Source organism: Micromonospora sp. PTRAS2, assembly GCF_054052245.1.
Genome location: NZ_JBSWBU010000008.1, coordinates 167,747 through 193,105, shown reverse-complemented (window position 1 = coordinate 193,105; position 25,359 = coordinate 167,747). Strand labels below are relative to the sequence as shown.

Genomic DNA, 25,359 nt, shown 5'->3' with positions numbered 1-25,359 from the left:
GTCAGCCCCACCTCTCGCTGACCTTGAACAGCCGGTCGGCGACCAGGTAGATGGCCACCGTGCCGCCGACCAGCAGCAGGCTCATCGCCGCGCCGACGTCGGCGCGGTTGGCGGTGTTGAGCTGGGCGTTGATGATGCCAGACATGGTCATGTTGGCGGGCCCGCCGAGCAGCAGCGGGGTCACGTAGAAGCCCAGGCTCATCACGAACACCAGGACGCCGCCGCTGATCATGGCCTGGCGGATCGCCGGCAGCACGACCGCGCCGAGGGTGAGCAGCGGCCCCGCGCCGAAGACGGTGGCGGCCTTGAGCTGCTCGCGGTCGAAGCCGATGACGGACGCCAGCACCGGCAGCACGGCGAACGGCAGCATCACGGCGATCATCGCCGGGTACATCGCCGCGGTGCTCTGGTAGAAGTCGATCGGCTCGCTGCGCAGGTGCAGCAGCTCCAGCACCCAGAAGAGCGCGCCGGTCGGGAGTTCGAGGAGCATCCAGCCGATCGTGCGCACCATGACCGACGTCCAGAGGGAGATCAGCAGGCCGCCCATGAGCAGCGCCTTGACCCACACCGGCCCGACCGCGATGGCGAACGCGTAGCAGGTGCCGACGACGACCGTCGCCACGGTCACCACCGCCGCGAGCAGCAGGGTGCGCCACACGGAGTCGACGAAGACCTCCATCCGCAGGGACTCGGCGAAGGCGTTGCCCTCGCCGGAGAGCGCCTGCTGGACCAGCGCGACGACGGGCCCGGCGACGGTGAGGAGGAAGAACACCAGTGGCGGCCACAGCAGCCAGCGCCGCTCGGCGGCGGCGCCGTCCGCCATGGGCCTGCGCCGTCGGGTGGTGGCCGGCGCGGCGAGAGCCTGTTCCATGGTCATCTTGGCGCGCTCCGCTTCGCCGCCTGCGCTGCCCCGACGTACGCTGCGAGCTGGGGTTGCGGCCGATGAGTCATCCGGTTTCCCTTCCACCGAAACGAACTGCATTGGATCCACGGTATTGCTTTATGGATCCCGTAGCGTCCCACGTGTGTTGCCGATGTGTAAACAACCGCGACCCGTCCCGTCGACGGCCGGTGGCGGGCCCCGGCGCTCATGCCGGCGCCCGGTGGACCGTCCGGCCGCCGACCACCGTGCGCAGCACCCGCAGGGTCGGCAGCTCGTCGGGCGGCACGCCCAACGGGTCCCGGTCGAAGGCGACCCAGTCGGCCAGCCGGCCGGGCGCGAGGCGGCCCCGCCGGTCGCCGCCGAAGGCCGCCACGGCGGCCGTCGCGGTGTACGCGGCCAGCGCCTCCGCCACGGTGATCGCCTCCTGCGGGGCGAGCGGCTCCGCCCGGCCCCGGACCCGCCGGGTGACCGCCGACCAGATCAGCTCGCGGGGGTCGAACGGGAAGAACGGGCCGTCGGAGCCGAGCACCACCGGGACCCCCGCGTCGAGCCAGGACCGCAGCGGGTTCATCCGTTCCGCCCCCGCGCCGAGCTGCGCGACGAGGCCGGCGGCGTTGCGCAGCGGGATCGACGGCTGGGCGGCCAGGACGACGCCGAGGCGGGCGGCGAGGGCCATCGACTCCGGCTCGACCTCCAGGTAGCCGTGGATCACCTGCCACTGCCGGCCGGCGATGGGGTGCTTGCGGTCGGCCTCGGCGAAGCAGTCGAGCACCGCGGCGATCGCGGCGCCGCCGACCGCGTGCACCCCGACCGACCAGCCCTCGGTGGCGCAGAAGTCCACCAGCCGCTGGAACTGCGCGGTGGGCAGGCGCTGCCGCCCGGTGGAGCCGCTGTGCGGCCACGGCGTGCGCCGCAGCGCCTCGCCCTTCATCGCCTCACCGTCGAAGTAGACCTTGATGCCGCCGACGCGCAGCAGGTCGTCGCCGTCGCCGGTGCGCAGGCCCAGGCCCCGCAGCCACCCGATCGCCCCGTCGACGTCCGGGTCGGCGAACCCGCCCACCTCGGGGTACGGCATGGCCACCACCCGCATGGTCAGCTCGCCCCGCCGCCGGCTCTCCTGGTAGCCGCGCAGCTCCTCGGGGGTCGCCGCGGGGTCGATGATCCCGGTGAAGCCGAGCTGGTGCATCAGCGGCTGCACCAGCCGCAGGGCGGCGGCCCGGTCGGCGGGGGTCGGTGGCTGCGGTCCCCACCCGGCCGCGAAGCCCTTCTCCCGCATGGTCGCGATCACCAGGTCGAGATCGTGGGTGGCGTCGCCGAGGTCATGGATGATCTTGAGGCCGCCGCGCTGCATGTGCAGGTGGGTGTCGATGAGGCCGGGGGTGATCGTCGCGCCGCCCAGCTCCTCGACGCGGGCCCCGGCGGGGCAGGCGGCGAGCACTTCGGCCCGGGTGCCCACGGCGGCGATCCGGTCGCCGTCCACCGCCATCGCCTCGGCCAGCGGGCGCGCCGGGTCCATCGTGTGGATCCGCCCGGCGACCACGTACGGGGGTTCAACGCTCACCACGATCTCCTCACGGAGCTGCTCGAAGGGCGGTCAGGACACGTACGCCGCTGCCGGCTGGCGCGGGTCGGCCGCCGCCTCCAGGAAGCCGGTGCGGGCGTTGCGGTAGATCGCCTCCACGGCCGCCGCGTCCCGGGTGAACGCCGGCCAGGACCGCACGTCGTGCCCCCTGGCGCGCAGCGCCTCGAGGGTCCCGGCGGGGAACCGGCCCTCCAGGAACAGCCGGGACGGCAGGTAGTCGAAGGGGGCGAACGAGTTGGGGAAGCTCCAGGTGGAGAAGCGCGGCGCGTTCACGGCCTCCTGCAACGGCATCCCGAAGTGGAAGGCGTTGAGGAAGACCTGCACCATCGCCTGCACCTGCATGTCGCCGCCGGGGCAGCCGAACGGCATGACCGAACCGTCGTCGCGCACCACGATCGCCGGGTTCGGGGTGAGCCGGGGCCGCTTGCCCGGGGCGACGCCCGACGGGTGCGCCGGGTCGGGCCGCGACTGCATGCCGCGCAGCGACGGCACGAACCCGGTGCCGGGGATCACCGGTGAGGTGGAGGCGCCGTCCGACGGCGTCGCCGAGAACGCGTTGCCCCAGGCGTCGACCACGCAGACGTACGAGGTCGCGCCCTCGCCGACGACCGGCAGCTCGTCGTAGTCCTTGGGCTCGGGCAGCGGCTGCGGCGTGCCGAAGAGGAGGTCGGGCAGGCCCGGGTGGGCCCGGTCGGCGTCGATGCCGGCCGCGCGGGCCGCCGCGTGTGCGGTCGACAGCAGCCGCTCGACGTCGACGTCGACGAACGCCGGGTCGCCGTAGAGGTGCTCGCGGTCGCTGAAGACGCCCTTGAGCGCCTCGACGACCAGGTGCACGTACCCGGGCGAGTTGTGCTCCAGGTCCTGCAGGCCGTACGCCTCAAGGATCTGCAGCGTCTGGGCCAGCGTCGGGCCCTGGCACCAGGCGCCGCAGGTCAGCACGTCGAAGTCGCGCCAGCGGGTGGTCAGGACCGGCTCGTAACGGCAGCGGAAGTCGGCGAGGTCGCGCGCCGTGAGATAGCCGCCGTTCTCCCGGTGGTACGCGACCATCCGCTCGGCCAGCTCGCCCTCGTAGAAGACCGCCCGGGCGGCCTCCAGGCCCGCCAACCGGCCGCCGGTGGTGGCCGCCTCGGCATCGGCCATGAGCTGGATGCTGCGGGCGAGATCGGTCTGGACGAACCGCTCGCCGACCCGGGGCGGCCGGCCCTCGGGCAGGTAGATGGCCTCGTTCGCCGGCCAGTTGCGGTAGCCGCGCTGCCGCGCGGTGATCCCCTCGACCAGCAGCGGGAAGGCCGCGAACCCGTCGCGGGCGAGCCGGATGGCGGCCTCGGCGACCTGGCCGAAGCTCATCGTGCCGTAGTCGCGCAGCGCCGTGATCCAGGCGTCGGGGGCCGCCGGCACGACGGTGCGCAGCAGGCCGCGCGGGATCGCGCCGCCGTGCTCGCGCTGGAAGAGGTCGGCCGGGATCCCCGCGGGCCACACGCCGAGACCGTCGATGCTGACGGTCGTCCCGTCGGCCATCCGGATCATGATCGGGGCCACGCCCGCGAAGTTGACCTCGTCGGCGTGCAGGACGGCCAGCGCCATGCCGGCGCAGCAGCCGGCGTCGACGGCGTTGCCGCCGGCGTCGAGGATCGCCAGGGCGGCGGAGCTGGCGAGGTAGTGCCCGGATGAGACGGCATGCCGGGTGCCCAGGACGGTCGGGTGGGGTACGTGCCAAGCCGGAGCGCTCTCGTGGCCCATCGGGCTCCTCTTCGTCAGCGGCGCCTGTGCCGTCCGGACAGGGCGGGCCGGCGGGACCCGGCGGGGGCGGGCCCGGCGCCGGAGGCCGGGGTGGCCTTCCGCGCCCGAGTGATGTATCCATGCTACATGACATTGGATCCAATGCGCGAGTGCCAATCGTGACCCCGTCCCAGGCCGCCCTCCTGCTGCTCGCCGGCCTGGCCGGCGGGATCGTCAACGCCGTCGCCGGCGGCGGATCGCTGATCACCTTCCCGGCGCTGCTGGGCATCGGCCTGCCGCCAGTGTCGGCGAACGTGACCAACGCCCTCTCCGTCGCACCCGGCTACGGCGCCAGCGTCCTCGGCAGCCGCGCCGACCTGGCCGGGCAGGCCCAGCGGATCCGCCGCGCGGTGCCGACGGCCGTCCTCGGCGCGCTCTGCGGCACCGTGCTGCTGCTGGTCACGCCCCGCGCGGTCTTCGACGTCGTGGTGCCGTTCCTGGTGCTCGGCGCCACCGCGCTGCTGGCGTTCCAGGGCCGGGTGCGCGCGATCGCCGGGCAGCCCCGGGCCCACTCCCCCCGCCGGGCCGACGCGGCCCTGCACCTGGCCGTCTTCGGCTGCGGGCTGTACGGCGGCTACTTCAACGCAGCACTCGGCCTGCTGCTCATCGCCGGCCTGGCGCTCGTCCTCGACGACTCGCTGCGCCGGGTCAGCGCGCTGAAGAACGTCCTCTCGGCGACGGTGGGCGTGGTGACCATCCTGGTCTACGGCGTGTTCGGGCCGGTCAACTGGGCCGCCACCGGGGTGCTGGTGCCGGCGACCATGCTCGGCGGCTTCCTCGGCGCCCGGCTCGCCCGACGGCTGCCGCCCGCCCTGCTGCGCGCGGTCATCATCGCCTTCGGCGCGGTCGTCGGCGGCGTGCTGCTGGTCCGGGCGTTCTGACCCCGCGCGGCCGGGGCGGGCGACCGTCGCCGGCCGCGCGCCCACCCGGGCGGGCGGGTCAGGAGTCGGCCGCGCCGCGGGTCTCGACGACGGTGAGGATCTCGAAGACGTTGCCGCCCGACAGGCTCAGCACGCCGACGCTCGCCGAGGTGGCCCGCCCGACCCGGTCGCCGAAGACCTCCACGAAGAGGTCGCCCGCGCCGTTGGCGACCAGGTTGACGTCGCTGAACTCCGGGGTCGTCACGACCAGGCAGAGGGTGCGCACGAAGGAGGTGACCTCGTCGAGGGAGCCGACGGCGAAACGGATCAGCCCGAGCACGTTGACGGCGGTGTAGCGGGCCGCCTCGTAGCCCTGCTCCGGCGTGACGGTCGCGCCGACCCGACCCGGGAACACCTTGTTGCCCTGCCGGTCCTCCGGGGTCATGCCGCCGAGGGTGAGGGTGCGGCCCGACCGGTGGAACGGCTTCATCGCGCCGTACCGCTCGCCGTAGGGCGGGTCGGCGTAGTCGGGGATCACCAGGCCCAGCTCGGCCACGCGCTGCTCAGGGGTCGGGGTCGTCATGCCAGCCTCCTCCGGTTAAAGTGGATCCACTCTAACCATCTTCGGATACAAAGCGGGAGAGTCTGTGGCCAGTGCGGAGCAGAGAGTCCGGGAACTCGGCCTGGAGATCCCCGACTACGCCGACCCACCGTACGGGCGGCGCTACGGCCGGCTGAAGCCGTTCCACCGCATCGGCGACCTGCTCGAACTCAGCGGGCTCACGCCCGAGAACCGGGCCGGCGAGCGGCTGCACCCCGGGGTGGTCGGGGTCGACGTCACCGTCGCGCAGGGCTACCAGGCGGCCCGGCTGACCGCGGTCCACACGCTCGGGATGATCCGGCTCGCGCTCGGCTCGCTCGACAACGTGGTGAGCCTGTCCCGCGCCCTGTGCTTCGTGGCCTGCCCACCCGGGTTCGAGCCGCTGCACGAGGTCTCCAACGGCGCGACTGACCTCTTCGTCGAGGTGTTCGGCGACGAGGTCGGCAGCGTGGGGCGGGCGTCGATCGGCGCGACCGCGCTGTCCCGGCGCAACTGCTTCGAGCTGTGGCTCAGCCTGGAGTGCGCGCCGGAACCGACGGCGTCATGACGTCGCCCCGCGACGTCACCCGGACCGTACCCTTCTGGCTCCTCTTCGCCGCCTCGACCCTGGGCGCGATGACCAACTCCGCCAGCACCCCGATCATCCCCGGCTACGTCGAACGCATGCTCGGCGGCGACGCGTCCCTGTCCGGCGTGCTCATCTCGCTCAGCGCGGTCGCCTCGATGGTCGCCATGCCCGTGGCCGGGATGCTCGGCGACCGACGCGGCTACCGGACGGTGGCGTTGGCCGGCGGCGGCACGGCGGCACTCGGGATGCTCCTGCTGGCGGCGGTGCCCTCCCTGTGGGGCGCCGGCCCGGCCCGGCTGCTGTTCGGCCTCGGCAACGCCGCCGCGATGACGCTCGTCATGGCCTGGCTGGTCGCGCTGGCGCCCACCGGGCAACGCGGCCGGGCGTTGAGCGTCTTCGGGCTGAGCGTGTGGCTCGGGCTCGCCGTCGGCCCGCAGGTCGGCGTGGCCGTGAACCAGGCGGTCGGGCCCGCCGGCGTGTTCGCGCTGTGCGCCGTCCTGGAGGTGGCCACCGTCGTACTCGTCGCCTGGCTGCCCCGGCCGGCGCGGCCACCGGCGGCCCCCCACAGCCGGGGCGCGGGCGCGGTCCGGGGCTCCTTCCGCGCGGTCTGGGTGCCGGGCGTCGTCGCCGCCGCGGCCTGGTGCGGCGAGGGGCTGATGCTCGGCTTCCTCCTCGTCCACCTCCAGGCCCGGGGCGTGCCGGCCGGCGGCGTCACGGGCGCGGCCTCCGTGTTCGCGGTCTTCTCGATCAGCGTGATCGGGGCGCGGATCGCCCTGGCGGGCCTGCCGGACCGGATCGGCCCGGTCCGCGCGACCGCGGTCTCGCTGTGCGCGCTCGCGGCCGGCCTGGTCACCATGGGCCTGGCGCCGAACTTCTGGGTGGCCGCGGCGGCCCAGGTCCTGATCGGCATCGGGTTCTCGCCGCTGTACCCGTCGCTGACGATGCTCGCCGCCCGGGGCCTGGACGGCGCGAACCAGGCCCTCGGCCTCGGCCTGTTCTCCAGCTTCACCGGCCTCGGCAACGCCGGCGGCGCGCTCGTCGGCGGGCTCGTCATCGCCGCCGCCTCGACGGGCTGGGCGTTCCTCCTCGTCGCGGCGCTGCAGGTGGCGGCGCTGGTCGTCGTCGCGGCCTTCGCCCGCGAAGCCCCGCCCGACCGGCCCGGCGCGGCACCTGGCCGGCCCGGCGCGGCACCCGACCCGGCCGACGGGGTGCCTGGGCCGGCCGTCGGCTGACGACGCGGCCCGGGCCCCGCCCGGCAGTGGTCAGGGGCGGTCGAGCAGGCGGCGGGGGTTGCCGACGAGGATCGTGTCGACGACGGTGGGGTCGCCCCCGGCGAGGTCGGCGATCGCCGGGCCGATCCGGCGGAAGAGATGGTCGTAGCCGTTGCCGCCGTTGCGGCGGAGGTTCGCCTGCGTCCAGACGTCCGCGCCGACCACGAGCTGCCCGCCGAACCCCTCGCTCAACAGCCACCCGACCATGTCGAGCCGCTCCGCGTCGGTGGGATTGCGCAGGGCCGGCGTGCCGTAGTAGAAGTCCGAGCCGAACGTGTCGTAGGCGAGCACGGCGCCCGCCTGGGCGATCTCGCGGTGGTAGCCGCGGTCCCACCGCTCGTCGAGGTGGCCGATGACCACGCGGTCCGCCGGCATCCCCTCCTCCAGCAGCGCCGCCAGCACCGGTACGCCGCCCGCGCCCCGGAAGGACAGGTGCATGTAGACGGCCGCGCCGGTGCGGGCGCCGGCCCGGCCGGCGGCGCGCACCATCCGCCACTCGGCGTCGGTGATCGGCCAGCTCGTGCCGATCTCGCCGAGCAGGGCGGGCCTGATGCCGGTGTCGCCGATGCCGTCGGTCAGCTGCGCCACGAGCAGCTCGGTGAGCTCGTCGACGCCCGCCGCCCGCACGTGCGCCGGCATCGTCTCCTCCACGTAGAAGCCCGAGCCGACGCAGACGTGCACCCCGGCGCGGCGCGCGATCTCCGGCAGGTCCCCGACGCGCCGGCCCATCCCCTCCAGGGTGAGCTCCACGACGGCCGATCCGCCGGCCGCCCGCACGTGGGCGAGCTCCTCGGCGGCGACGTCGGGGTCGTGCAGGATCAGGTTCTCCTCCAGCGACAGCGCGTTCCATCGCAGGTACGACGCGAGCTGCGGGCCCATCGGCACGCCCACGGGCGGCAGCTCCCGGGGCGGCTTCGACCAGATGCGCAGATCGCTCAGCAGGTGCTCGTGCATGGACGTCGGCCCGAGCTGCTCCGGCGCGATCGGCCCGAGGACGGTGTGGATCGGCATGGTGCTCCTTCTGGTCGGACTCGGACGGTGGCTCGGACTGCGACCCGGACTCGGGCAGGGCTCAGGCTCGGTGGTGGGGGCCCGGGGCCCGGACCACCACGGCCGCGCCGTCGGCGCGGGGGTCACTGGCGGCCTGCAACGCCGCGCCGTCGCGCCCGGCGCGGCTGCGCACGACCTGGACGTGGCCGGCGGCGTCGGCCCGGCCCGGGAACCAGGCGACGGGCAGGCCGGCGGCCCGCGCCGCGTCGACCACCCGGTCGTCCACGCCCGGCTCGGCCACCAGGGTCAGGTCGGCGTGGCCCAGGTCGACGTCGCCGACCACCCAGCGCGGCCGGGCCAGCACCTCGTCGAGCGGGCGGGCCAGGTCCGTCGTCGCGGGGACCAGCTGGGCCAGGATCCACGGCTGGGCGCGGCCGCCCTGGCAGCCCGCGACGACCGTGGCCTCGGCGGAGTGGACGATGACCGGGCAGAGCGTGTGCGGGGGCCGGGCCCCGGGCACGAGCCGCGCCGGTGACGCGGGGTCGAGGCTGAACGCCGCGCCCCGGTTGTGCAGCACGACGCCGGTCTCCGGTTCGAGCAGGCCCGCGCCGAAGGTCTGGTAGACGCTCTGCACGAGCGAGACGCTCCAGCCGGCGTCGTCGCTGGCCACCACCGCGACCGTGTCACCGCGGGCGGGCGGCTCGGCCGGGCCGGCGGCGGCCGCAGGGGCGTCGAGCCGCAGCAGGGCCGCCAGGTCGGCCCCGCCCGTGCGGGGGTCGCCGAGGAACCCGGCCCGGGCGGCGACCCCGGCCAGGCTGGCGTCGAGCAGGCGCGCCGGATCCGGCTCGCCGCCGCCGTCGGCCACCGCGCCCGCGACACCGAGCAGGACCGCCCCGACGGACGGGGGCGGCGCGACCGACCAGGTGCGGCCCGCGATCTCCCGGGTCACCGCCGGCCCCGTCTGCGGCCGGTAGCCGGCGAAGTCGGCGAGCGTATGGGCACCGCCCAGGGATCCCAGCAGCCGTACGATGGCCCGCGCCGTCTCCCCCTCGTACAGGTCACGCGGGTCGGCGGCGAGCCGGCGCAGCGTGGCCGCGAGCGCCGGCTGGCGCAGCGTCGCCCCCTGCCGCAGCGGCCGCCCGTCGGGCGCGAACACCGACCGCAGCCCCGGGTCGGCCAGCACGGTGTCGCGGCGGCTGTCGAGGGCGCGTTCGAGCCCCGCGCTGACCCGGGTGCCGGCCTCGGCGACGGCCGCCGCCTCCCGCAGCGGCGTGGCGAGCGGGAGCAGCGCGCCGAGCCGGGCCAGCTCCCGCCAGCCCGCGACGACGCCGGGGACGGTGACGGAGTGCGCGCCCTGCCCCGGCATGGTCCGCCACCCCGCCGCCGGCCGGTCGATCCCGCGCGGCGCGGTGCCCGCCGCCACCACCGCCGTCGTCTCCCCCTCGGGCGAGCGGACCACCGCGATGAGGTCACCGCCGAGGGCGCACTGATGCGGGTAGACCACGGTGAGCGCGCAGGCGGCGGCGAGGGCCGCGTCGAGGGCGTTGCCGCCGGCGGCGACGGCGCGCTCGCCGGCGCGGACGGCCTCGTGGTGCGGGGCGGCGAGGGCGACGGTCATGACCCCGACCTGCGCCACGCCGCGACGGTGGCAGCGTCGTGCGGTACGTCGTCGAGTCTGCTCACGCGGGCCCCCACTTTCCAATCAAGGGATCCAAAAGTAGCATGCGTGGATCCAACCCGCGAGGGAGTCGCCCCATGGACCACCCCGTCAGCACGCTGCCGACGTACCGGCGTGACGACGTCGACGCCCACCCGCCCCTGCTCAGCCCCGGCTACCGGTCGACGGTGCTCCGCGCGCCGAGCCGACCGCTGGTGTACCTGCCGCAGCGGCTCACGGAGGTCACCGGGCCGCTGCTCGGCGAGGGCCGGCTCGGCCCGCTCGACCACGACCTGACCCGGCAGCACGACGGCGAGCCGCTCGGCCAGCGGATCATCGTGCACGGCCGGGTCCACGACGGCGACGGGCGGCCCGTGCCGCACACCCTGGTGGAGATCTGGCAGGCCAACGCCGCCGGCCGCTACCGGCACGCGGTGGACAACTGGGCTGCGCCGCTGGACCCCCACTTCGACGGCGTGGGCCGGGTTTGCACCGACGAGCGGGGGCGCTACCGGTTCGTCACGGTGCAGCCGGGCGCGTACCCCTGGCGCAACCACGACAACGCGTGGCGGCCCGCGCACATCCACTTCTCGCTGTTCGGCCGGGCGTTCACCCAGCGCCTGGTGACGCAGATGTACTTCCCCGGCGACCCGCTCTTCTTCCAGGACCCGGTGCTCAACTCGATCCCCGACCCGGCGGCGCGCCAGCGGCTGGTCGCCCGCTACGACCACGCGACGACCCGCCCGGAGTGGGCCCTGGCGTACGAGTTCGACATCGTGCTGCGGGGCCGGGAGAGCACGCCCTTCGAGGACGAGGACGACGATGAGTGAGCGCCACGGCGTGACCCCGGCCCAGACCGTCGGGCCGTACCTGAGCATCGGCCTGCGCTGGCCCGACGGCCCGCACGTGGTCCCGCCCGGCACCCCGGGCTCCTTCTGGGTGCGCGGCCGGATCACCGACGGCGCGGGAGCGCCGGTCGTGGACGCCCTGGTCGAGAGCTGGCAGGCCGACCCGGACGGCCGGTTCGACCACCCCGACGACCCGCGCGGCGCGCGGGCGTCGTCGGTGGCCGGCTTCCGGGGGTTCGGGCGCAGCGAGACCGACGACCAGGGGTGGTACGCGCTGCTGACCGTGCGGCCCGGGGCCCTGCCGGCACCGGACGGCGGGACCGAGGCGCCGCACCTGAACCTGTCGGTGTTCGGGCGCGGGCTGCTGCACCGGGTCGTGACCCGGCTCTACTTCCCCGACGAGCCGGCGGCCAACGCCGCCGACCCCGTCCTGCGCGGTGTCGACGCCGACCGGCGGGGCACCCTCGTCGGCCGGGAATCCGCCGACGGGGTGCGCTTCGACATCCGGCTCCAGGGTGACGATGAGACCGTCTTCTTCGCCGTCTGACGGCCTGCTCTCGGGCCTGTCCGGCGACCCCGGGGTCGACGCGCAGCTCACCGACCGGGCGCTGCTGCGGGCGCTGCTGGACGCCGAGGCCGCGCTCGCGGCCGCCGGGGCCGACTGCGGGGTGCTGCCCCGGGCGGCGGCCGAGGCGATCGGGGCGTGCTGCCGGGCCGACCTGTTCGACCCGGCGGCCCTCGGCCGGGCCGCCGAGGACGCCGGCAACCCGGTGGTGCCGCTCGTGCGGCAGCTCACCGCGGCCCTGCCCGAGCCGGCCCGCGCCTGGGTGCACCTCGGGGCGACCAGCCAGGACGTCCTCGACACCGCGCTGATGCTGGTCGCGGCGCGGGCGGCCGGGCCGCTGCTGGCCCACCTGGACCGGGCCGCCGACGCCGCGGCCCGGCTGGCCGCCGCCCACCGCGACACGGTCATGCTCGCCCGCACCCTCGGCCAGCAGGCCGCGCCGACCACGTTCGGCCTGAAGGCCGCCGGTTGGCTGGTCGGCCTGGCCGAGGCCCGGACCCGGCTCGACGCGGTCCGCGCGGCGCTGCCGGCGCAGCTCGGCGGCGCGGTCGGCACGCTCGCCGCGCTCGGCCCGGCCGGGCCGGCGGTCGCCGCCCGCTTCGCCGCCCGCCTCGGCCTCGCCGCGAGCCCGCTGCCCTGGCACACCCGCCGCCAGCCGCTGCTCGACCTCGCCGCCGCGCTCGGCGGGCTGCTCGCCGCCACCGGCAAGACCGCGCTCGACGTCGGGCTGCTCGCCCAGGTCGAGGTCGGCGAGGCGGCCGAGGGCGACGCGGCCACGGGCGCCGGGCCGGGCCGGGGCGGCTCGTCGGCGATGCCGCACAAGCGCAACCCGGTCGACTCGGTCCTCGTCGGCGCGGCGGCGCGGCGCGGGCCCGGCCTGGTCGCCACCCTGTACGCCGCCGCCGTGCAGGAGCACGAGCGGGCCGCCGGAGCCTGGCACGCCGAGTGGGAGCCACTGCTCGACCTGCTGCACCTGGCCGGCGGCGCGGCCGCCCGCACCGCCCGGATGCTGGGCGGGCTGCGGGTCGACGCGCGCCGGATGCAGGCCAACCTCGACGCCACCGGCGGCCTCGTGCTGGCCGAGGCGGTGGCCGCGCGGCTGACGCCCGCCCTGGGCCGGGGCGCGGCGCACGACGTCGTCGCGCGGGCCGCGGCCGGGCCCGACTTCCGCGCCGCGCTGCTGGCCGCCCCCGAGGTCCGCGCGCACCTGGGTCCGCGCGAGATCGACGAGGCGCTCGACCCGTACGGCTGGCTCGGCTCCGCCGGGCTCCTCGTCGACCGGGCGCTGGCCGACCACCGCGCGCACCGGGCCGGGCCCTCGTGACGTCCCGCCTGCACGCCACCGTCGACGGCCCGCCCGACGCGCCGGTCCTCGTGCTCGGCAGCTCGCTGGGCACCACCGCCGCCATGTGGGAACCACAGCTGGCCGAGCTCACCGCCCACTTCCGGGTGGTCCGGTACGACCACCTCGGCCACGGCCGCTCGGCGGTACCGCCGGGCCCGTACACCATCGAACTGCTCGGCCGGGAGGTGCTGCGCCTGCTCGACGACCTCGACGCCCGGCGCGTGCACTACGCCGGGCTCTCCCTCGGCGGGATGGTCGGCATGTGGCTGGCCGCCCACGCGCCCGAGCGGGTCGGCCGGCTCGCGCTGCTGTGCACGTCGGCGGCCCTGGGCCCGGCGCGGATGTGGCACGACCGGGCGGCGGCCGTGCGCGCCGGCGGCCTGCCGGCCGTGGCCGACGCCGTGGTGGCCCGCTGGTTCACGCCCGGCTTCGCCGCCGCCCGGCCGGAGGCGGTCGCCGCCTGGCGGGCCATGCTGACCTCGACGCCGGCCGACGGGTACGCCGCGTGCTGCGCGGCGATCTCCACGATGGACCTGCGCGACGACCTGACCGGCATCCGGGCGCCCACCCTGGTCGTCGCCGGGGCCGACGACCAGGCCACCCCCGTGCCGCACGCCCGGCTGATCGCCGAACGGATCCCCGGGGCCCGGCTGGCGGTCGTCGCCGACGCCGCGCACCTGGCCAACGTGCAGCAGCCCGGGCAGGTCGGCCGCCTGCTGCGCGACCACCTCGCCGAGGAGACACACCGTGACGCCTGAACCGGCACCCGGGCCATCCGGTCCCCCGCCCGAGCGCGACCGGCACGCCGCCGGCATGGCGGTCCGCCGGCAGGTCCTCGGCGACGCCCACGTCGACCGGGCCGTCGCCGCCACCGACCCGTTCACCGCCGACTTCCAGGACCTGATCACCCGCTACGCCTGGGGCGAGATCTGGTCGCGCCCCGGGCTGGACCGGCGCACCCGCAGCGTGATCACCCTCGCGGTCCTCGCCACCCTGCACCACGACGAGGAACTGGCCATGCACGTCCGCGCCGCCCTGCGCAACGGCCTCACCCCGCAGGAGATCAGCGAGGTCCTGCTCCAGGTCGGCGTCTACGCCGGGGTGCCGGCGGCGAACCGGGCGTTCGCCGTGGCCCGGCGGGCGTTGCGGCAGGAGGACGAGTGACCGACGCGGCACGCCGTCGCCGTTGACGGCCTCCGCCGCCGGGCACTACGTTCGACATGAGTACACCCGTCCGCATAGCGAACACGACAGCGCGGACGACGACAGCACAGGAGGCGGGAGGGCGATGGCGAAGATCGTCTCGCTGGCCGACGGGATCGCCGAGCTGGTGCACGACGGGGACGTGGTGGCCCTGGAGGGGTTCACCCACCTCATCCCGTTCGCCGCCGGTCACGAGATCATCCGGCAGGGGCGGCGCGGCCTGACCCTGGTGCGGATGACCCCGGACGTCATCTACGACCAGCTCATCGGGGCCGGCTGCGCCAGCCGCCTCGTCTTCTCCTGGGGCGGCAACCCCGGTGTGGGCTCGCTGCACCGCTTCCGCGACGCCGTGCAGCACTCCTGGCCGGCGCCCCTGGAGCTGGAGGAACACAGCCACGCGGGGATGGCCAACCGCTACGTCGCGGGCGCCTCCGGCCTGCCGTTCGCCGTGCTGCGCGGCTACACCGGCACCGACCTGCCCCGCCACACCGCCACCATCCGCACCGTCGACTGCCCGTTCACCGGCGAGACGCTGACCGCGCTGCCCGCGCTGCGGCCCGACGTGACCGTGGTGCACGCCCAGCGCGCCGACCGGGCCGGCAACGTGCAGATGTGGGGCATCACCGGCGTGCAGAAGGAGGCCGTGCTCGCCGCGCTCCGGTCCCTGGTCACCGTCGAGGAGTTCGTCGACGAGCTGACGCCGGTGCCGGGGCAGGTCGTCCTGCCCGGGTGGGCGATCACGGCGGTGGCCCGGGTCCCCGGCGGCGCGCACCCGTCGTACACGCAGGGCTATTCGGTGCGCGACAACGACTTCTACCGCGACTGGGACGCGATCAGCCGGGACCGCGACACCTTCCGGGCCTGGATCGCCCGGCACGTGCTGACGACGGAGGTGCCGGCGTGAGCGCGGCGGACTGGTCGGCCGACGAGATGATGACGGTCGCCGCCGCCCGGCAGCTGCGCGACGGCACCGTCTGCTTCGTCGGGATCGGCCTGCCCAGCACTGCGGCGAACCTGGCCCGCGTCACCCACGCCCCCGGCCTCGTGCTGGTCTACGAGTCGGGCTGCCTCGGCGCGAAGCCCGACCGGCTGCCGTTGTCCATCGGCGACGGCATCCTCGCCGACACCGCCGACGCGGTCGTCTCCGTGCCGGAGGTGTTCAACTACTGGCTCCAGCCCGGCCGCATCGACGTCGGCTTCCTCGGGGCGGCCCAGCTCGACCGCCACGGCAACATCAACACCACCGTCATCGGCGGCTCCTACGCCGACCCGGCGGTCCGCCTGCCCGGCGCCGGCGGCGCCCCGGAGATCGCCGCGTCCTGCGGCGAGGTGGTCGTCATCGTCCGGCAGAGCCGGCGCACGTTCACCGGGCGCGTCGACTTCGTCACCTCCGTCGGCTACGGCACGGGGCCGGGCGACCGGGCCCGGCTCGGGCTGCGCGGCGGCGGCCCCCGGACGGTGATCACCGACCTCGGCGTCCTCGAACCCGACCCGGCCACCGGCGAGCTGACCCTCACCCGGCTGCACCCCGGCGTCACCGTCGAGCAGGCCCGGGCGGCCACCGGCTGGCCGCTCGCCGTCGCCGACGGGCTGACCACCAACGAGCCCCCCACCCCCGACGAGCTCGCCGCGCTGCGGGCCCTGCAGGCCACGCTGAAGGCGACGCCATGACCCGCGACGTGTACGTGCTCGACGCCGTCCGCACCCCCATCGGCCGCCACGGCGGCGGCCTGGCCGGCGTACGCCCCGACGACCTCGCCGCGCACGTGGTGCGGGAGGTCGTCGCCCGCAGCCCCGGGCTCGACCCGGCGCGCATCGACGACGTGCTCCTCGGCGACGCCAACGGCGCCGGTGAGGACAACCGGGACGTGGCCCGGATGGCCGTCCTGCTGGCCGGCCTGCCGCCGTCGGTGCCCGGGGCGACCGTCAACCGGCTCTGCGGCTCCGGCCTGGAGGCCGTCATCGGCGCGTCCCGGGCCGTCGCCCTCGGCGACGCGTCGATCTGCCTCGCCGGCGGGGTGGAGTCGATGAGCCGCGCGCCGTGGGTGCTGCCCAAGCCCGAGGGGGCCTACCCCCGGGGGCACGAGACGCTGCACTCCACCACGCTGGGCTGGCGGATGGTCAACCCGGCGATGCCGGCACAGTGGACGGTGGCGCTGGGCGAGGGCGCGGAGATCCTCGCCGAACGCCACGGGATCACCCGCGAGCGGCAGGACGAGTTCGCGCTGGGCAGCCACCAGCGGGCCGACCGGGCCTGGCGCGACGGCGCGTACGCCGACGAGGTCGTCCCGGTGCCCGGCACCGACGTCGACCGGGACGAGAGCATCCGGCCGACCACCACCGCCGAGGCGCTGGGCCGGCTCAAGCCGGTCTTCCGGCCCGCCGGCACGGTCACCGCCGGCAACTCGTCGCCGCTGAACGACGGGGCGAGCGTCCTGCTGATCGCCGACGCCGCCGGCGCGCGGGAGATCGGGCGCGCGCCGCTGGCCCGGATCGTCTCCCGGGCCGTCACCGGGATCGAGCCCCACCTGTTCGGCATCGGCCCGGTGGCCGCCGCCGAGGAGGCGCTGCGCCGCGCCGGCCTCGGCTGGGCCGACCTCGACGTGGTCGAGCTCAACGAGGCGTTCGCCGCGCAGTCCCTGGCCTGCCTGGCCCACTGGCCCGACCTCGACCCGGCGATCGTCAACCCCCAGGGCGGCGCCATCGCCCTCGGCCATCCGCTCGGCTCCTCCGGGTCCCGCATCCTCGGGTCACTGGCCTGGCAGCTGCACCGCCGCGGCGGGGGCCGGGGGCTCGCCGCCATCTGCATCGGGGTGGGCCAGGGCCTGGCCGTCGTCCTGGAGGCGTGACGGGACGACCGGTCCCGGGCGCCGACACCGCGCGACCCGCGGGGCACCGGTGCCGGCCACCCCGGGCGGCGCGGCTACGCTGGCCACCGACGGTGACGGGTGCGCCAGGCCGCCCCGGGCGACCCTGCGGCAGGAGACCGAGTGACCGACGCGGCGCGATCCGGCGAGTTCGTCCAGTCGCTGGAGCGCGGCCTGGCCGTGATCCGCGCGTTCGACGCCGAGCACCCCCGGCTCACCCTCAGCGAGGTGGCACGGGCCACCGGGCTGACCCGGGCCGCCGCCCGGCGCTTCCTGCTCACCCTGGTCGAGCTGGGCTACGTGCACACCGACGGGCGGCTGTTCTCGCTGCGCCCGCGCGTGCTCGACCTCGGCTACGCCTACCTGTCGGGCCTGGGCCTGCCGGAGGTCGCCCGGCCGCACCTGGAGGCGCTGGCCGCGCAGGTGCGCGAGTCGTGCTCGGTGTCTGTCCTCGACGGCGACGAGGTGGTCTACGTCGCCCGCGTCGCCACCAGACGCATCATGACGGTGGGGATCAGCGTCGGCAGCCGCTTCCCCGCGTACGCGACGTCGATGGGCCGGGTGCTGCTCGCCGCGCAGCCCGCCGACTGGCTGGACGACTACCTCGCCACGGCGCGGCTACGGCCGTTGACCCGGCACACCGTCACCGACCCGGCCCGGCTGCGCGCCGCCCTGACCACGATCGCCGCACAGGGCTACGCGATCGTGGACCAGGAGCTGGAGGAGGGGCTGCGTTCGCTGGCCGCGCCGATCCACGGGGAGGACGGGTCGGTGGTCGCCGCGATCAACGTCTCCGCGCACGCCAGCCGCGGCTCGTCCGAGACGATCCGCACGGAGCTGCTGCCGCCCCTGCTGGCCACCGCGAAGCGCGTCGAGGAGGACCTGGCGGCCGGTCCGGGCCGGTGAACCGGCACCGGTCCGGACCGCCACCGCGTCGGCGGCCGATGCGCCGCCTCAGCGCGCCGACGCCGCGAGCCGGCGGCCCGGGCCGAGGTGCCGGGCGTACGCGCCGGTGGTGAAGAACGCCGGCAGGTCCTCGCCGAACGCGGTGTCCTCGACGACGCGGGCGGCCCGCTCGGCGCGCTCCCGGTCGGCGGCCCCGCGACCCGTCACCAGGTCGGCCAGCTCCTGCGCGAGGATCGTGCGCACCAGCTCGTCGGTCACGCAGCCGCCGTCGGCCAGCGGGGTGCCGTGGTGCAGCCACTGCCACACCTGGCAGCGGGCGATCTCGGCGGTCGCCGCGTCCTCCATCAGGTTCCACAGGGCGACCGCCCCGGCGCCGCCGAGCCACGCGTCGATGTAGCGCAGCGCGACCGCGATGTTGGCGCGCACCCCCGCGGCGGTGACCTGGCCGGGGGTCTTGTCGACGGCGAGCAGGTCGGCGGCGGCGACGCTGACGTCGTCCCGCAGCCGGTCGAGCTGGTGCGGGCGCTCGCCCAGCACCGCGTCGAACTCCTCCCGGCAGGTGGCGACCAGCCCCGGGTGGGCGACCCACGAGCCGTCGAAGCCGTCGCCGGCCTCGCGCCGCTTGTCCGCCCGCACCCGACCCAGGGCCACCTCGTTGACCTGCGGGTCCCGGCTGGGGACGAACGCGGCCATCCCGCCAATGGCGTGCGCGCCGCGCCGGTGGCAGGTCGCCACCAGCAGCTCGGTGTACGCCCGCATGAACGGCACCGTCATGGTGACCTCGGCCCGGTCGGGCAGGACGAAGTCCGACCACTGCCCGAAGTTCCTGATCACGCTGAAGATGTAGTCCCACCGGCCGGCGTTCAGGCCCGCCGAGTGCTCGCGCAGCTCGTAGAGGATCTCCTCCATCTCGAAGGCGGCGGTGATCGTCTCGATGAGGGTGGTGGCCCGGATGGTGCCGCGCGGCAGGCCCAGGCGCTGCTGGGCGAAGACGAAGACGTCGTTCCACAGCCGCGCCTCGTGGTGGCTCTCCAGCTTCGGCAGGTAGAAGTAGGGTCCGGCGCCCGCGTCGAGCTGCCGCCGCGCGCAGTGGAACAGGTAGAGCCCGAAGTCGACCAGGCTGGCCGAGATGGGCCGCCCGTCCACCACGATGCCCTTCTCCACGAGGTGCCAGCCGCGGGGCCGCACGACGATCGTGGCCAGCTCGTCGCCGAGGGCGTAGCGCTTGCCGCGCGCGTCGGTGAAGTCGATCCGCCGGTCCAGGGCGTCGATGAGGTTGAGCTGACCGGAGACCACGTTGTGCCAGGTCGGCGAAGTGGCGTCCTCGAAGTCGGCGAGCCACACCCGCGCCCCGGAGTTGAGCGCGTTGACGGTCATCTTGCGGTCGGGCGGGCCGGTGATCTCGACCCGCCGGTCGAGCAGGCCGGGCGCGGGCGGGGCCACCCGCCAGGTCGGGTCGGCGCGGATCGCGGCGGTCTCGGGGAGGAAGTCGGGAAGCTGACCGGTGGCGTACCGGTCCCGGCGGGCCCGCCGGGTGTCCAGCAGGGCCACCCGGCGGGCGGCGAACTCGCTGTCCAGCTCGACCAGGAACTCCAGCGCCGCCGGGGTGAGGACCTCGTCGAACCGGTCGGCCATCGGGCCGATGATCTCGTATCTCATGCGAACTGCTCCTCCTCGGTGGAACCGCGCAGGGCGGTGGTCTCGGCGGCCGGGTTGAGCACGGTGCTGATCAGGTCGAAGTAGCCGGTGCCGACCTCGCGCTGGTGCTTGACGGCGGTGTAGCCGGCCGGCTCGGCGGCGAACTCCCGCTCCTGCAGCGACACGTAGGCGGGCATGCCGTCGGCGGCGTAGCCGCGGGCCAGGTCGAACATCGAGTAGTTGAGGGCGTGGAAGCCGGCCAGGGTGATGAACTGGAACTTGTAGCCCATGTGGCCGAGTTCCCGCTGGAACTTGGCGATGGTGGCGTCGTCGAGGTGCTTGCGCCAGTTGAACGACGGCGAGCAGTTGTAGGCGAGGAGCTGGTCCGGGTGCTCCGCCTTGATCGCCTCGGCGAAGCGCCGGGCGATCTCCAGGTCGGGGGTGGAGGTCTCCATCCAGAGCAGGTCGGCGTGCGGGGCGTAGGCCAGGCCCCGGGCGATGCACGGCTCGACGCCGTTGCGCACCCGGTAGAAGCCCTCGGCGGTGCGCTCGCCGGTGACGAAGGGCCGGTCCCGCTCGTCGACGTCGGTGGTCAGCAGCGTGGCGGCCTGCGCGTCGGTGCGGGCGATGATGACCGACGGCACCCCGGCGACGTCGGCGGCGAGCCGCGCCGCCTCCAGGGTGCGGATGTGCGCCCCGGTCGGGACGAGCACCTTGCCGCCGAGGTGGCCGCACTTCTTCTCGGCGGCGAGCTGGTCCTCCCAGTGCACGCCCGCCGCGCCGGCCGCGATCATGGCGGTCATCAGCTCGTACGCGTTGAGCGGCCCGCCGAAGCCGGCCTCGGCGTCGGCGACGATCGGGGCCAGCCAGTCGGTCCCGTTCTCGTCGCCCTCGGCGGTGGTGATCTGGGCGGCGCGCAGCAGGGCGTTGTTGATCCGGCGCACCACGGCGGGCACCGAGTTGGCGGGGTAGAGGCTCTGGTCGGGGTAGGTGTGCCCGGCGAGGTTGGCGTCGGCGGCCACCTGCCAGCCGGAGAGGTAGATCGCCTTCAGCCCGGCCCGGACCATCTGCACGGCCTGGTTGCCGGTGAGCGCGCCCAGGGCGTGGACGTAGTCCTCGCTGTGCAGCAGCCGCCACAGCCGCTGCGCCCCGTGCCGGGCCAGGGTGTGCTCCTCCTGGATCGCCCCGCGCAGGCGCACCACGTCCTCGGCGCGGTAGCCGCGGCGCACCCCCTGCCAGCGGGGGTCGGTCTCCCACTCGGTCCGCAACTTCTCCACGGCGTTCTGCATGATGTCGTCTCCTCGGCTGTCGTGACGCCGGCGCTCCGTCGTGCCGCCCAGCGGCGTGACCGCGGTGCCCGTCCGGCGTGTCGCCAACGGTCACACGGCGTCGGCGGTGCGGTCGAGGGACGGAAGAAGCCAAGTTCTGAGAAGTTCGCGCCCCGTCTTGCGAAGTTGCGAAGGGTTATATTTGCAGCCTGCCAACGGTGCTGGGCTGCCGAAAGACCGACGAGGAGGTGAGGGCGATCAGCAAGACTTTCGCGGGCGCCCGGCTGCGCCGGATGCGCGAGGACCGCGCGCTGAGCCAGTCGCACCTGGCCCGCCTGCTCAACATCTCCCCCAGCTATCTCAACCAGATCGAGCACGACGCGCGCCCGCTGACCGTGCCGGTGCTGATGCGGATAACCGAGGTCTTCGGCGTCGACCCGACGGTGTTCGCCCCGCGCGACACGCCGCGGCTGGTCGCCGGGCTGCGCGAGGCGCTCCCGGGGCGGCCGAGCGTCGCCGACCTCACCGAGCTGGCCACCCGGCTGCCCGAGGTCGCCGAGGCCGTCCTCGACCTGCACCGGCGCTACCGGCAGGCCGACGAGCAGCTCGCCGAGCTGCTCGGCGACCGGGAGACGATCGGGCGCAGCCCGCACGACCGGGTGACCGAGTTCTTCTACCGGCGGCAGAACTACGTGCCGGACCTCGACGAGGCGGCGGAGCGGCTGGCGGCGACCATCGGGCTGCGCCGCGGCGAGGTGCGCTCCGCGTTGCAGGACCGGCTCGCCGAGCGGCACGGCGTGCAGGTGCGCCGCGACGACGCCACCCTGCTCGGCGACGAGCTGCACCGCTACCGGCCGCAGACGCGCACCCTGCACCTGTCTACGTCGCTGCGGGCCGGGCAGGAGGCGATGCGGATGGCGGCGCAGATCGCGCTGCTGGAGTTCGCCGACGTGATCGACGAGATCGTGGAGGAGGAACGCTTCGACGACGTGCAGACGCAGATCCTCACCCGGGTCGGCCTGGCGAACTACTTCGCCGCCGCGCTGATCCTGCCCTACGAGCGCTTCCTCGAGGCGGCGGAGCAGCGCCGCTACGACATCGACCTGCTCACCCAGCACTTCGCGATGGGGTGGGAGACGGTCTGCCACCGGCTCAGCACCCTGCAGCGGCCCCGCGCGCGGGGGGTGCCGTTCTCGTTCGTCCGGGTCGACCGGGCCGGCAACCTGTCCAAGCGGCAGTCCGCCACCGGCTTCCCGTTCTCGCTGACCGGCGGCACCTGCCCACTGTGGAACGTCTACGAGGCGTTCAGCTCGCCCGGCCGGGTCGTCGTGCAGGTCGCCGCGATGCCCGACGGGCAGCGCTACCTGTGGATCGCCCGCACCATCACCCGGCACCACGGCGGCTACAACCAGCCGGGGAAGGTCTACGCGATCGGGCTCGGCTGCGAGACCCGGCACGCCGAGCGGCTGGTCTACTCCGCCGGGATCGACCTGTACGCGGCCGACGCGACCACGTCGATCGGCCCCGGCTGCAAGACCTGCGAGCGGATGACCTGCCCGCAGCGCGCCGCCGCGCCGATCACGGGCCGGCTCGACCTGGACGAGAACCGCAGCACCTTCATCCCGTATCCGCTGAAGGGCTGACCCCGCCCGGCGGGATGCCGGACCCGCAGCGGCCCTGCCCCGCTCAGCCGGCCCGGGGCGGCGCGGTGCTGCCGCGCACGACGAGAGCGGTGTTGAGCTCGTACCGCTCCTGGGCCGGGGCGTGGCCGTCGGCCATGGACAGCGCGAGCCGGGCGGCGGTGGCCCCGATCTCGCCGAAGGGCTGCCGCACCGTGGTCAGCGGCGGCGCCAGCCAGGCCGCCTGGTCGATGTCGTCGAAGCCCACGACGCTGAGGTCGTCGGGGATCCGCAGGTCGGCCTCGCGCGCCGCCGCGTAGACGCCCAGCGCCTGCAGGTCGTTGCCGCACACGACGGCGGTGGGCGGCGCGGGCCGCGACAGCAGCTCGGCCGCGAGTTCCCGGCCGCTGTCGAAGGTGAACACTCCGCGTCGTTCGAGACCGTCGTCGAACGGGATCCCGGCGTAGTCCAGCGCGGCACGGAAGCCGTCCAGCCGGGCCCGGGCGGACAGGTCCTTGACCGGGCCGGTGAGCACTCCGATCCGGCGATGGCCCAGGTCGAGCAGGTGCCGCGTGCCGGCGAGGGCACCGCTCCAGTTGTTGGCCCCGACGGCGGGCGTGGGGAACAGGTCACCGATCGGGTCGACGGCGACCAGCGGCACGCCGCTGGCGGCGAACTGCGCGCTGTGCTCGGCGGTGACCTGGGAGAGGACCGTGATGACGGCGGTCGGCTGTCGCCGCAGCATCGGCTCCACCCAGGACTGTCCCAACAGGACCCGGCGGTGGACGTCGGTGAAGCCGACCGTGCAGTCCCGCGCGCCGGCGACCTGCTGGACCCCCCGCAGGATCTCCATCGCGATCGAGGGCAGCATCTGGTGGAAGACCACCTCGACGCAGGGGGTGGCCCCGGCGGCCTGCCGCCGGCGGTAGCCGTGGTCGCGCAGCAGCGCCTCCACCCGTCGCCGGGTCTGTTCGCCGACGCCGCCGCGGCCGTTGAGCACCTTGGACACCGTGGGCGGGGACACCCCGGCGAGCTCGGCGATCGTGGCGATGGGCAGGTCACCGCGCCGGGGCTTGCGGGGATGCCGCCGCGGGCCGTCCTCGATCACGGGGCAGAGTCTACGGCGGCCGCCCGGGGCGGGACGGTGGCCGTGACCGCCGCGGCGAGCGCCGTCAGCCCGCCGGCCGGTAGTCGAACCAGTCGAAGGCGGCGCTGCCCTCGGTGACGTACATGCCGACGACCCGGCCGGTGAAGCCGGCGGCGACCTCCGTGGACAGGTAGCGCCCGTCGAGCTCGGCCAGCACGCGGGGGCCGTCGGGGGTCTCCACCTCGAAGGCCACCATGTCGCAGGCGGCGGCGCGTACGCCGAAGGGCGCGGCCCCGGCCGCCAGGTCGGCGGCGCCGGTCACGGTCGGCGGACGGAGGTCGTGGGTGCGGGTGGCGATCGTGAGGACGACCGGCCCGCCGGGCACGGCGAGCTCGGCGAAGACCTGCCGGAACGGGCCGACCCGGCCGACGACCCGCACACGGCCGGCGGAGACCTCCAGGTCGTAGTGGTGCGCCTCGTCGATGCGGATGGTGAGCCCGGCGGTGCCGCCGCCCGGGTCCAGGCGGGCGCTGGCGCGGCAGTCGTGGTGCCGCTGCCGGGCGGCCACGATCGTCGCGCTGGCGCGGTCCAGCGTCGCCCCCGTGGCGTTCAGGGTGAGCCAGCCGGGCCGCGCGGTCAGCGACCAGGCGGCGTCGGGCCGGGAGCGCGGCGAGACCCAGCCGGGGGCGAGGACGGCTGTGTCGAAGTCGTCGCGGTACGCGCCCGCCTCGGCCGGGGCGGCGAGCGCCGGGGCGCTGCCGGCCGGGGCCGCCGTGACCTCCTCGACGGGGTCGACGGCGGGCCACCCGTCGACCCAGCGGACGGGCACCAGGAAGGTCTCGCGGCCCAGGACGTGGTAGGGCGGCCACTGGCCCTTGGCCCGGATGCCGAGCAGGACCATCCACCAGCCGCCGTCGGGGCTCTGGACCAGGTCGGCGTGCCCGGTGGCCTGCACCGGCAGGTTGCTGCCCCGGTGGGTGAGGATCGGGTTGGTCGGTGCGGGCACGAAGGGGCCCCGGGGGCTGCGCGACCGGGCGACCGAGACGGCGTGGCCGGTGTGCGTGCCGCCCTCGGAGAGCAGCAGGTACCACCAGCCGTCGATGCGGTAGAGGTGCGGGGCCTCGGGGTACTGGCCGCCGGTGCCCGACCAGAGGGGGATCGGGCCCTCCAACACCCGGCCGGTGTCCGGGTCGATCCGGTAGGACTTCACCCCCGAGGTGGTCAGCCAGCAGTTCCCCTCGTCGTCCCAGGCCAGCGAGGGGTCGACGTGCGGCAGGTCGATCTGGACCGGATCGGACCACGGCCCGGCGGGGTCCTGCGCGGTGACGATCAGGTGCCGGCCCAGGCTCACGTTGGTGGTGACCACCCAGAACCGGCCGTCGTGGTGGCGGATGGTCGGGGCGTAGACGCCCTGGGAGGCCGGGGTGTCCGCGGGGAGTTGGAGTTGGCTCGGGCGGTCGAGCACGTTGCCGATCTGCCGCCAGTTGACCAGGTCCCGGCTGTGCAGCAGCGGCACGCCCGGGAAGTATTCGAAGCTGGAGCAGACCAGGTAGTAGTCGTCGCCGACGCGGCAGACGCTCGGGTCGGGATAGAAACCGGCGACGACCGGGTTACGGTAGTGCGCGTCGGCGGACACTGGCACCACCTCCGAGAAATGTTCGCGGTAACATTTCGGACCCTGGATGCTACGAGAAACCCCGGCCGGGCTCAAGGTCCGCAGGCCCGCTCCGTGGCCTCCGGGGCGGCGGGCGGGCGGCGACCGCGACGGACCGGCGCCTCATCAGCGGAAAACTTTCGCGAAACCTAAACGTCATATCTTGAC

23 protein-coding genes are annotated in these 25,359 nt (G+C 75.2%); 13 read left to right on the top strand and 10 right to left on the bottom strand.

The window, feature by feature from the left end; all coding sequences use genetic code 11:
• Position 1: 1 nt before the first annotated feature.
• The 3 genes from ACVMYR_RS23800 to ACVMYR_RS23790 all read right to left on the bottom strand — a co-directional run bounded on the left by ACVMYR_RS23800 (position 2) and on the right by ACVMYR_RS23790 (position 4,205).
• Positions 2 to 877, bottom strand: a complete 876-nt coding sequence (locus tag ACVMYR_RS23800; protein ID WP_144082784.1) for an ABC transporter permease — start codon at positions 875 to 877, stop codon at positions 2 to 4.
• Between the two features lie 211 nt (positions 878 to 1,088).
• Positions 1,089 to 2,444 carry an amidohydrolase gene (locus ACVMYR_RS23795; RefSeq protein ID WP_457122787.1) on the bottom strand — a complete coding sequence of 452 codons (1,356 nt, stop codon included), beginning with the start codon at positions 2,442 to 2,444 and terminating at the stop codon, positions 1,089 to 1,091.
• 33 nt (positions 2,445 to 2,477) lie between these two features.
• Entirely contained in the window at positions 2,478 to 4,205 is a 1,728-nt protein-coding gene (locus ACVMYR_RS23790) for a gamma-glutamyltransferase family protein (protein ID WP_457122786.1), read from the bottom strand.
• A gap of 158 nt (positions 4,206 to 4,363) precedes the next feature.
• Here ACVMYR_RS23790 and ACVMYR_RS23785 point away from each other — a divergent pair, with 158 nt between their 5' ends.
• Positions 4,364 to 5,125 (top strand): sulfite exporter TauE/SafE family protein, encoded by a 762-nt coding sequence (locus tag ACVMYR_RS23785; RefSeq protein ID WP_457122858.1) that lies wholly within the window; start codon positions 4,364 to 4,366, stop codon positions 5,123 to 5,125.
• Positions 5,126 to 5,183: 58 nt separating this feature from the next.
• Here the strand turns inward: ACVMYR_RS23785 and ACVMYR_RS23780 are convergent, their stop codons facing one another.
• Positions 5,184 to 5,687, bottom strand: a complete 504-nt coding sequence (locus ACVMYR_RS23780) for a RidA family protein (RefSeq protein WP_077939730.1) — start codon at positions 5,685 to 5,687, stop codon at positions 5,184 to 5,186.
• A 64-nt stretch (positions 5,688 to 5,751) separates the two neighbouring features.
• Here ACVMYR_RS23780 and ACVMYR_RS23775 point away from each other — a divergent pair, with 64 nt between their 5' ends.
• Both ACVMYR_RS23775 and ACVMYR_RS23770 read left to right on the top strand, forming a co-directional pair.
• The gene (locus tag ACVMYR_RS23775) at positions 5,752 to 6,252 is read left to right on the top strand and encodes a RidA family protein (protein WP_077939729.1); all 501 of its coding nucleotides are present in this window, start codon (positions 5,752 to 5,754) and stop codon (positions 6,250 to 6,252) included.
• Positions 6,249 to 7,505, top strand: a complete 1,257-nt coding sequence (locus tag ACVMYR_RS23770) for an MFS transporter (RefSeq protein WP_457122785.1) — start codon at positions 6,249 to 6,251, stop codon at positions 7,503 to 7,505. Before ACVMYR_RS23775 ends, ACVMYR_RS23770 begins: the two co-directional genes overlap by 4 nt.
• Positions 7,506 to 7,535: 30 nt before the next feature.
• Here ACVMYR_RS23770 and ACVMYR_RS23765 read toward each other — a convergent pair whose 3' ends face one another.
• Together ACVMYR_RS23765 and ACVMYR_RS23760 are read right to left on the bottom strand one after the other, a co-directional pair.
• The gene (locus ACVMYR_RS23765) at positions 7,536 to 8,555 is read right to left on the bottom strand and encodes a phosphotriesterase family protein (protein WP_091281299.1); all 1,020 of its coding nucleotides are present in this window, start codon (positions 8,553 to 8,555) and stop codon (positions 7,536 to 7,538) included.
• Between the two features lie 61 nt (positions 8,556 to 8,616).
• A complete protein-coding gene (locus ACVMYR_RS23760; RefSeq protein ID WP_457122784.1) occupies positions 8,617 to 10,170 on the bottom strand; it encodes a gamma-glutamyltransferase in 1,554 nt (517 codons plus the stop codon).
• Between the two features lie 119 nt (positions 10,171 to 10,289).
• Between ACVMYR_RS23760 and pcaH the strand changes: the two genes are divergently transcribed.
• The 9 genes from pcaH (at position 10,290) to ACVMYR_RS23715 (ending at position 17,925) form a co-directional block, all read left to right on the top strand.
• Positions 10,290 to 11,021 (top strand): protocatechuate 3,4-dioxygenase subunit beta, encoded by a 732-nt coding sequence (gene pcaH / locus ACVMYR_RS23755; protein ID WP_077939726.1) that lies wholly within the window; start codon positions 10,290 to 10,292, stop codon positions 11,019 to 11,021.
• On the top strand, positions 11,014 to 11,586 hold the full coding sequence (gene pcaG, locus ACVMYR_RS23750; protein ID WP_043968424.1) for a protocatechuate 3,4-dioxygenase subunit alpha: 573 nt from the start codon (positions 11,014 to 11,016) through the stop codon (positions 11,584 to 11,586). Before pcaH ends, pcaG begins: the two co-directional genes overlap by 8 nt.
• Positions 11,561 to 12,928, top strand: coding sequence for a 3-carboxy-cis,cis-muconate cycloisomerase (gene pcaB / locus ACVMYR_RS23745; RefSeq protein WP_457122783.1), 1,368 nt, complete (start codon positions 11,561 to 11,563; stop codon positions 12,926 to 12,928). Before pcaG ends, pcaB begins: the two co-directional genes overlap by 26 nt.
• Entirely contained in the window at positions 12,925 to 13,707 is a 783-nt protein-coding gene (gene pcaD, locus ACVMYR_RS23740; RefSeq protein WP_431895675.1) for a 3-oxoadipate enol-lactonase, read from the top strand. Before pcaB ends, pcaD begins: the two co-directional genes overlap by 4 nt.
• A complete protein-coding gene (gene pcaC / locus ACVMYR_RS23735) occupies positions 13,697 to 14,113 on the top strand; it encodes a 4-carboxymuconolactone decarboxylase (protein ID WP_431895673.1) in 417 nt (138 codons plus the stop codon). The genes pcaD and pcaC overlap by 11 nt, the downstream gene beginning before the upstream one ends.
• A gap of 124 nt (positions 14,114 to 14,237) precedes the next feature.
• A complete protein-coding gene (locus tag ACVMYR_RS23730) occupies positions 14,238 to 15,056 on the top strand; it encodes a CoA transferase subunit A (RefSeq protein WP_457122782.1) in 819 nt (272 codons plus the stop codon).
• On the top strand, positions 15,053 to 15,823 hold the full coding sequence (locus tag ACVMYR_RS23725) for a CoA-transferase subunit beta (protein WP_077939720.1): 771 nt from the start codon (positions 15,053 to 15,055) through the stop codon (positions 15,821 to 15,823). Before ACVMYR_RS23730 ends, ACVMYR_RS23725 begins: the two co-directional genes overlap by 4 nt.
• Complete coding sequence (locus ACVMYR_RS23720; RefSeq protein ID WP_396788609.1) at positions 15,820 to 17,001, top strand: thiolase family protein; 1,182 nt, start codon at positions 15,820 to 15,822, stop codon at positions 16,999 to 17,001. The genes ACVMYR_RS23725 and ACVMYR_RS23720 overlap by 4 nt, the downstream gene beginning before the upstream one ends.
• A 141-nt stretch (positions 17,002 to 17,142) precedes the next feature.
• Entirely contained in the window at positions 17,143 to 17,925 is a 783-nt protein-coding gene (locus ACVMYR_RS23715; RefSeq protein WP_077939718.1) for an IclR family transcriptional regulator, read from the top strand.
• A gap of 48 nt (positions 17,926 to 17,973) precedes the next feature.
• Here the strand turns inward: ACVMYR_RS23715 and aceB are convergent, their stop codons facing one another.
• Positions 17,974 to 19,584 (bottom strand): malate synthase A, encoded by a 1,611-nt coding sequence (gene aceB / locus ACVMYR_RS23710; RefSeq protein WP_091281266.1) that lies wholly within the window; start codon positions 19,582 to 19,584, stop codon positions 17,974 to 17,976.
• A complete protein-coding gene (aceA, locus tag ACVMYR_RS23705; protein WP_077939716.1) occupies positions 19,581 to 20,852 on the bottom strand; it encodes an isocitrate lyase in 1,272 nt (423 codons plus the stop codon). The genes aceB and aceA overlap by 4 nt, the downstream gene beginning before the upstream one ends.
• 197 nt (positions 20,853 to 21,049) lie before the next feature.
• Between aceA and ACVMYR_RS23700 the strand changes: the two genes are divergently transcribed.
• A complete protein-coding gene (locus ACVMYR_RS23700) occupies positions 21,050 to 22,474 on the top strand; it encodes a short-chain fatty acyl-CoA regulator family protein (RefSeq protein ID WP_457122781.1) in 1,425 nt (474 codons plus the stop codon).
• A 43-nt stretch (positions 22,475 to 22,517) separates the two neighbouring features.
• Here ACVMYR_RS23700 and ACVMYR_RS23695 read toward each other — a convergent pair whose 3' ends face one another.
• Positions 22,518 to 23,558, bottom strand: a complete 1,041-nt coding sequence (locus ACVMYR_RS23695; RefSeq protein ID WP_457122780.1) for a LacI family DNA-binding transcriptional regulator — start codon at positions 23,556 to 23,558, stop codon at positions 22,518 to 22,520.
• Between the two features lie 64 nt (positions 23,559 to 23,622).
• Positions 23,623 to 25,173 (bottom strand): glycoside hydrolase family 43 protein, encoded by a 1,551-nt coding sequence (locus ACVMYR_RS23690; protein ID WP_077939714.1) that lies wholly within the window; start codon positions 25,171 to 25,173, stop codon positions 23,623 to 23,625.
• Between the last annotated feature and the right edge of the window lie 186 nt (positions 25,174 to 25,359).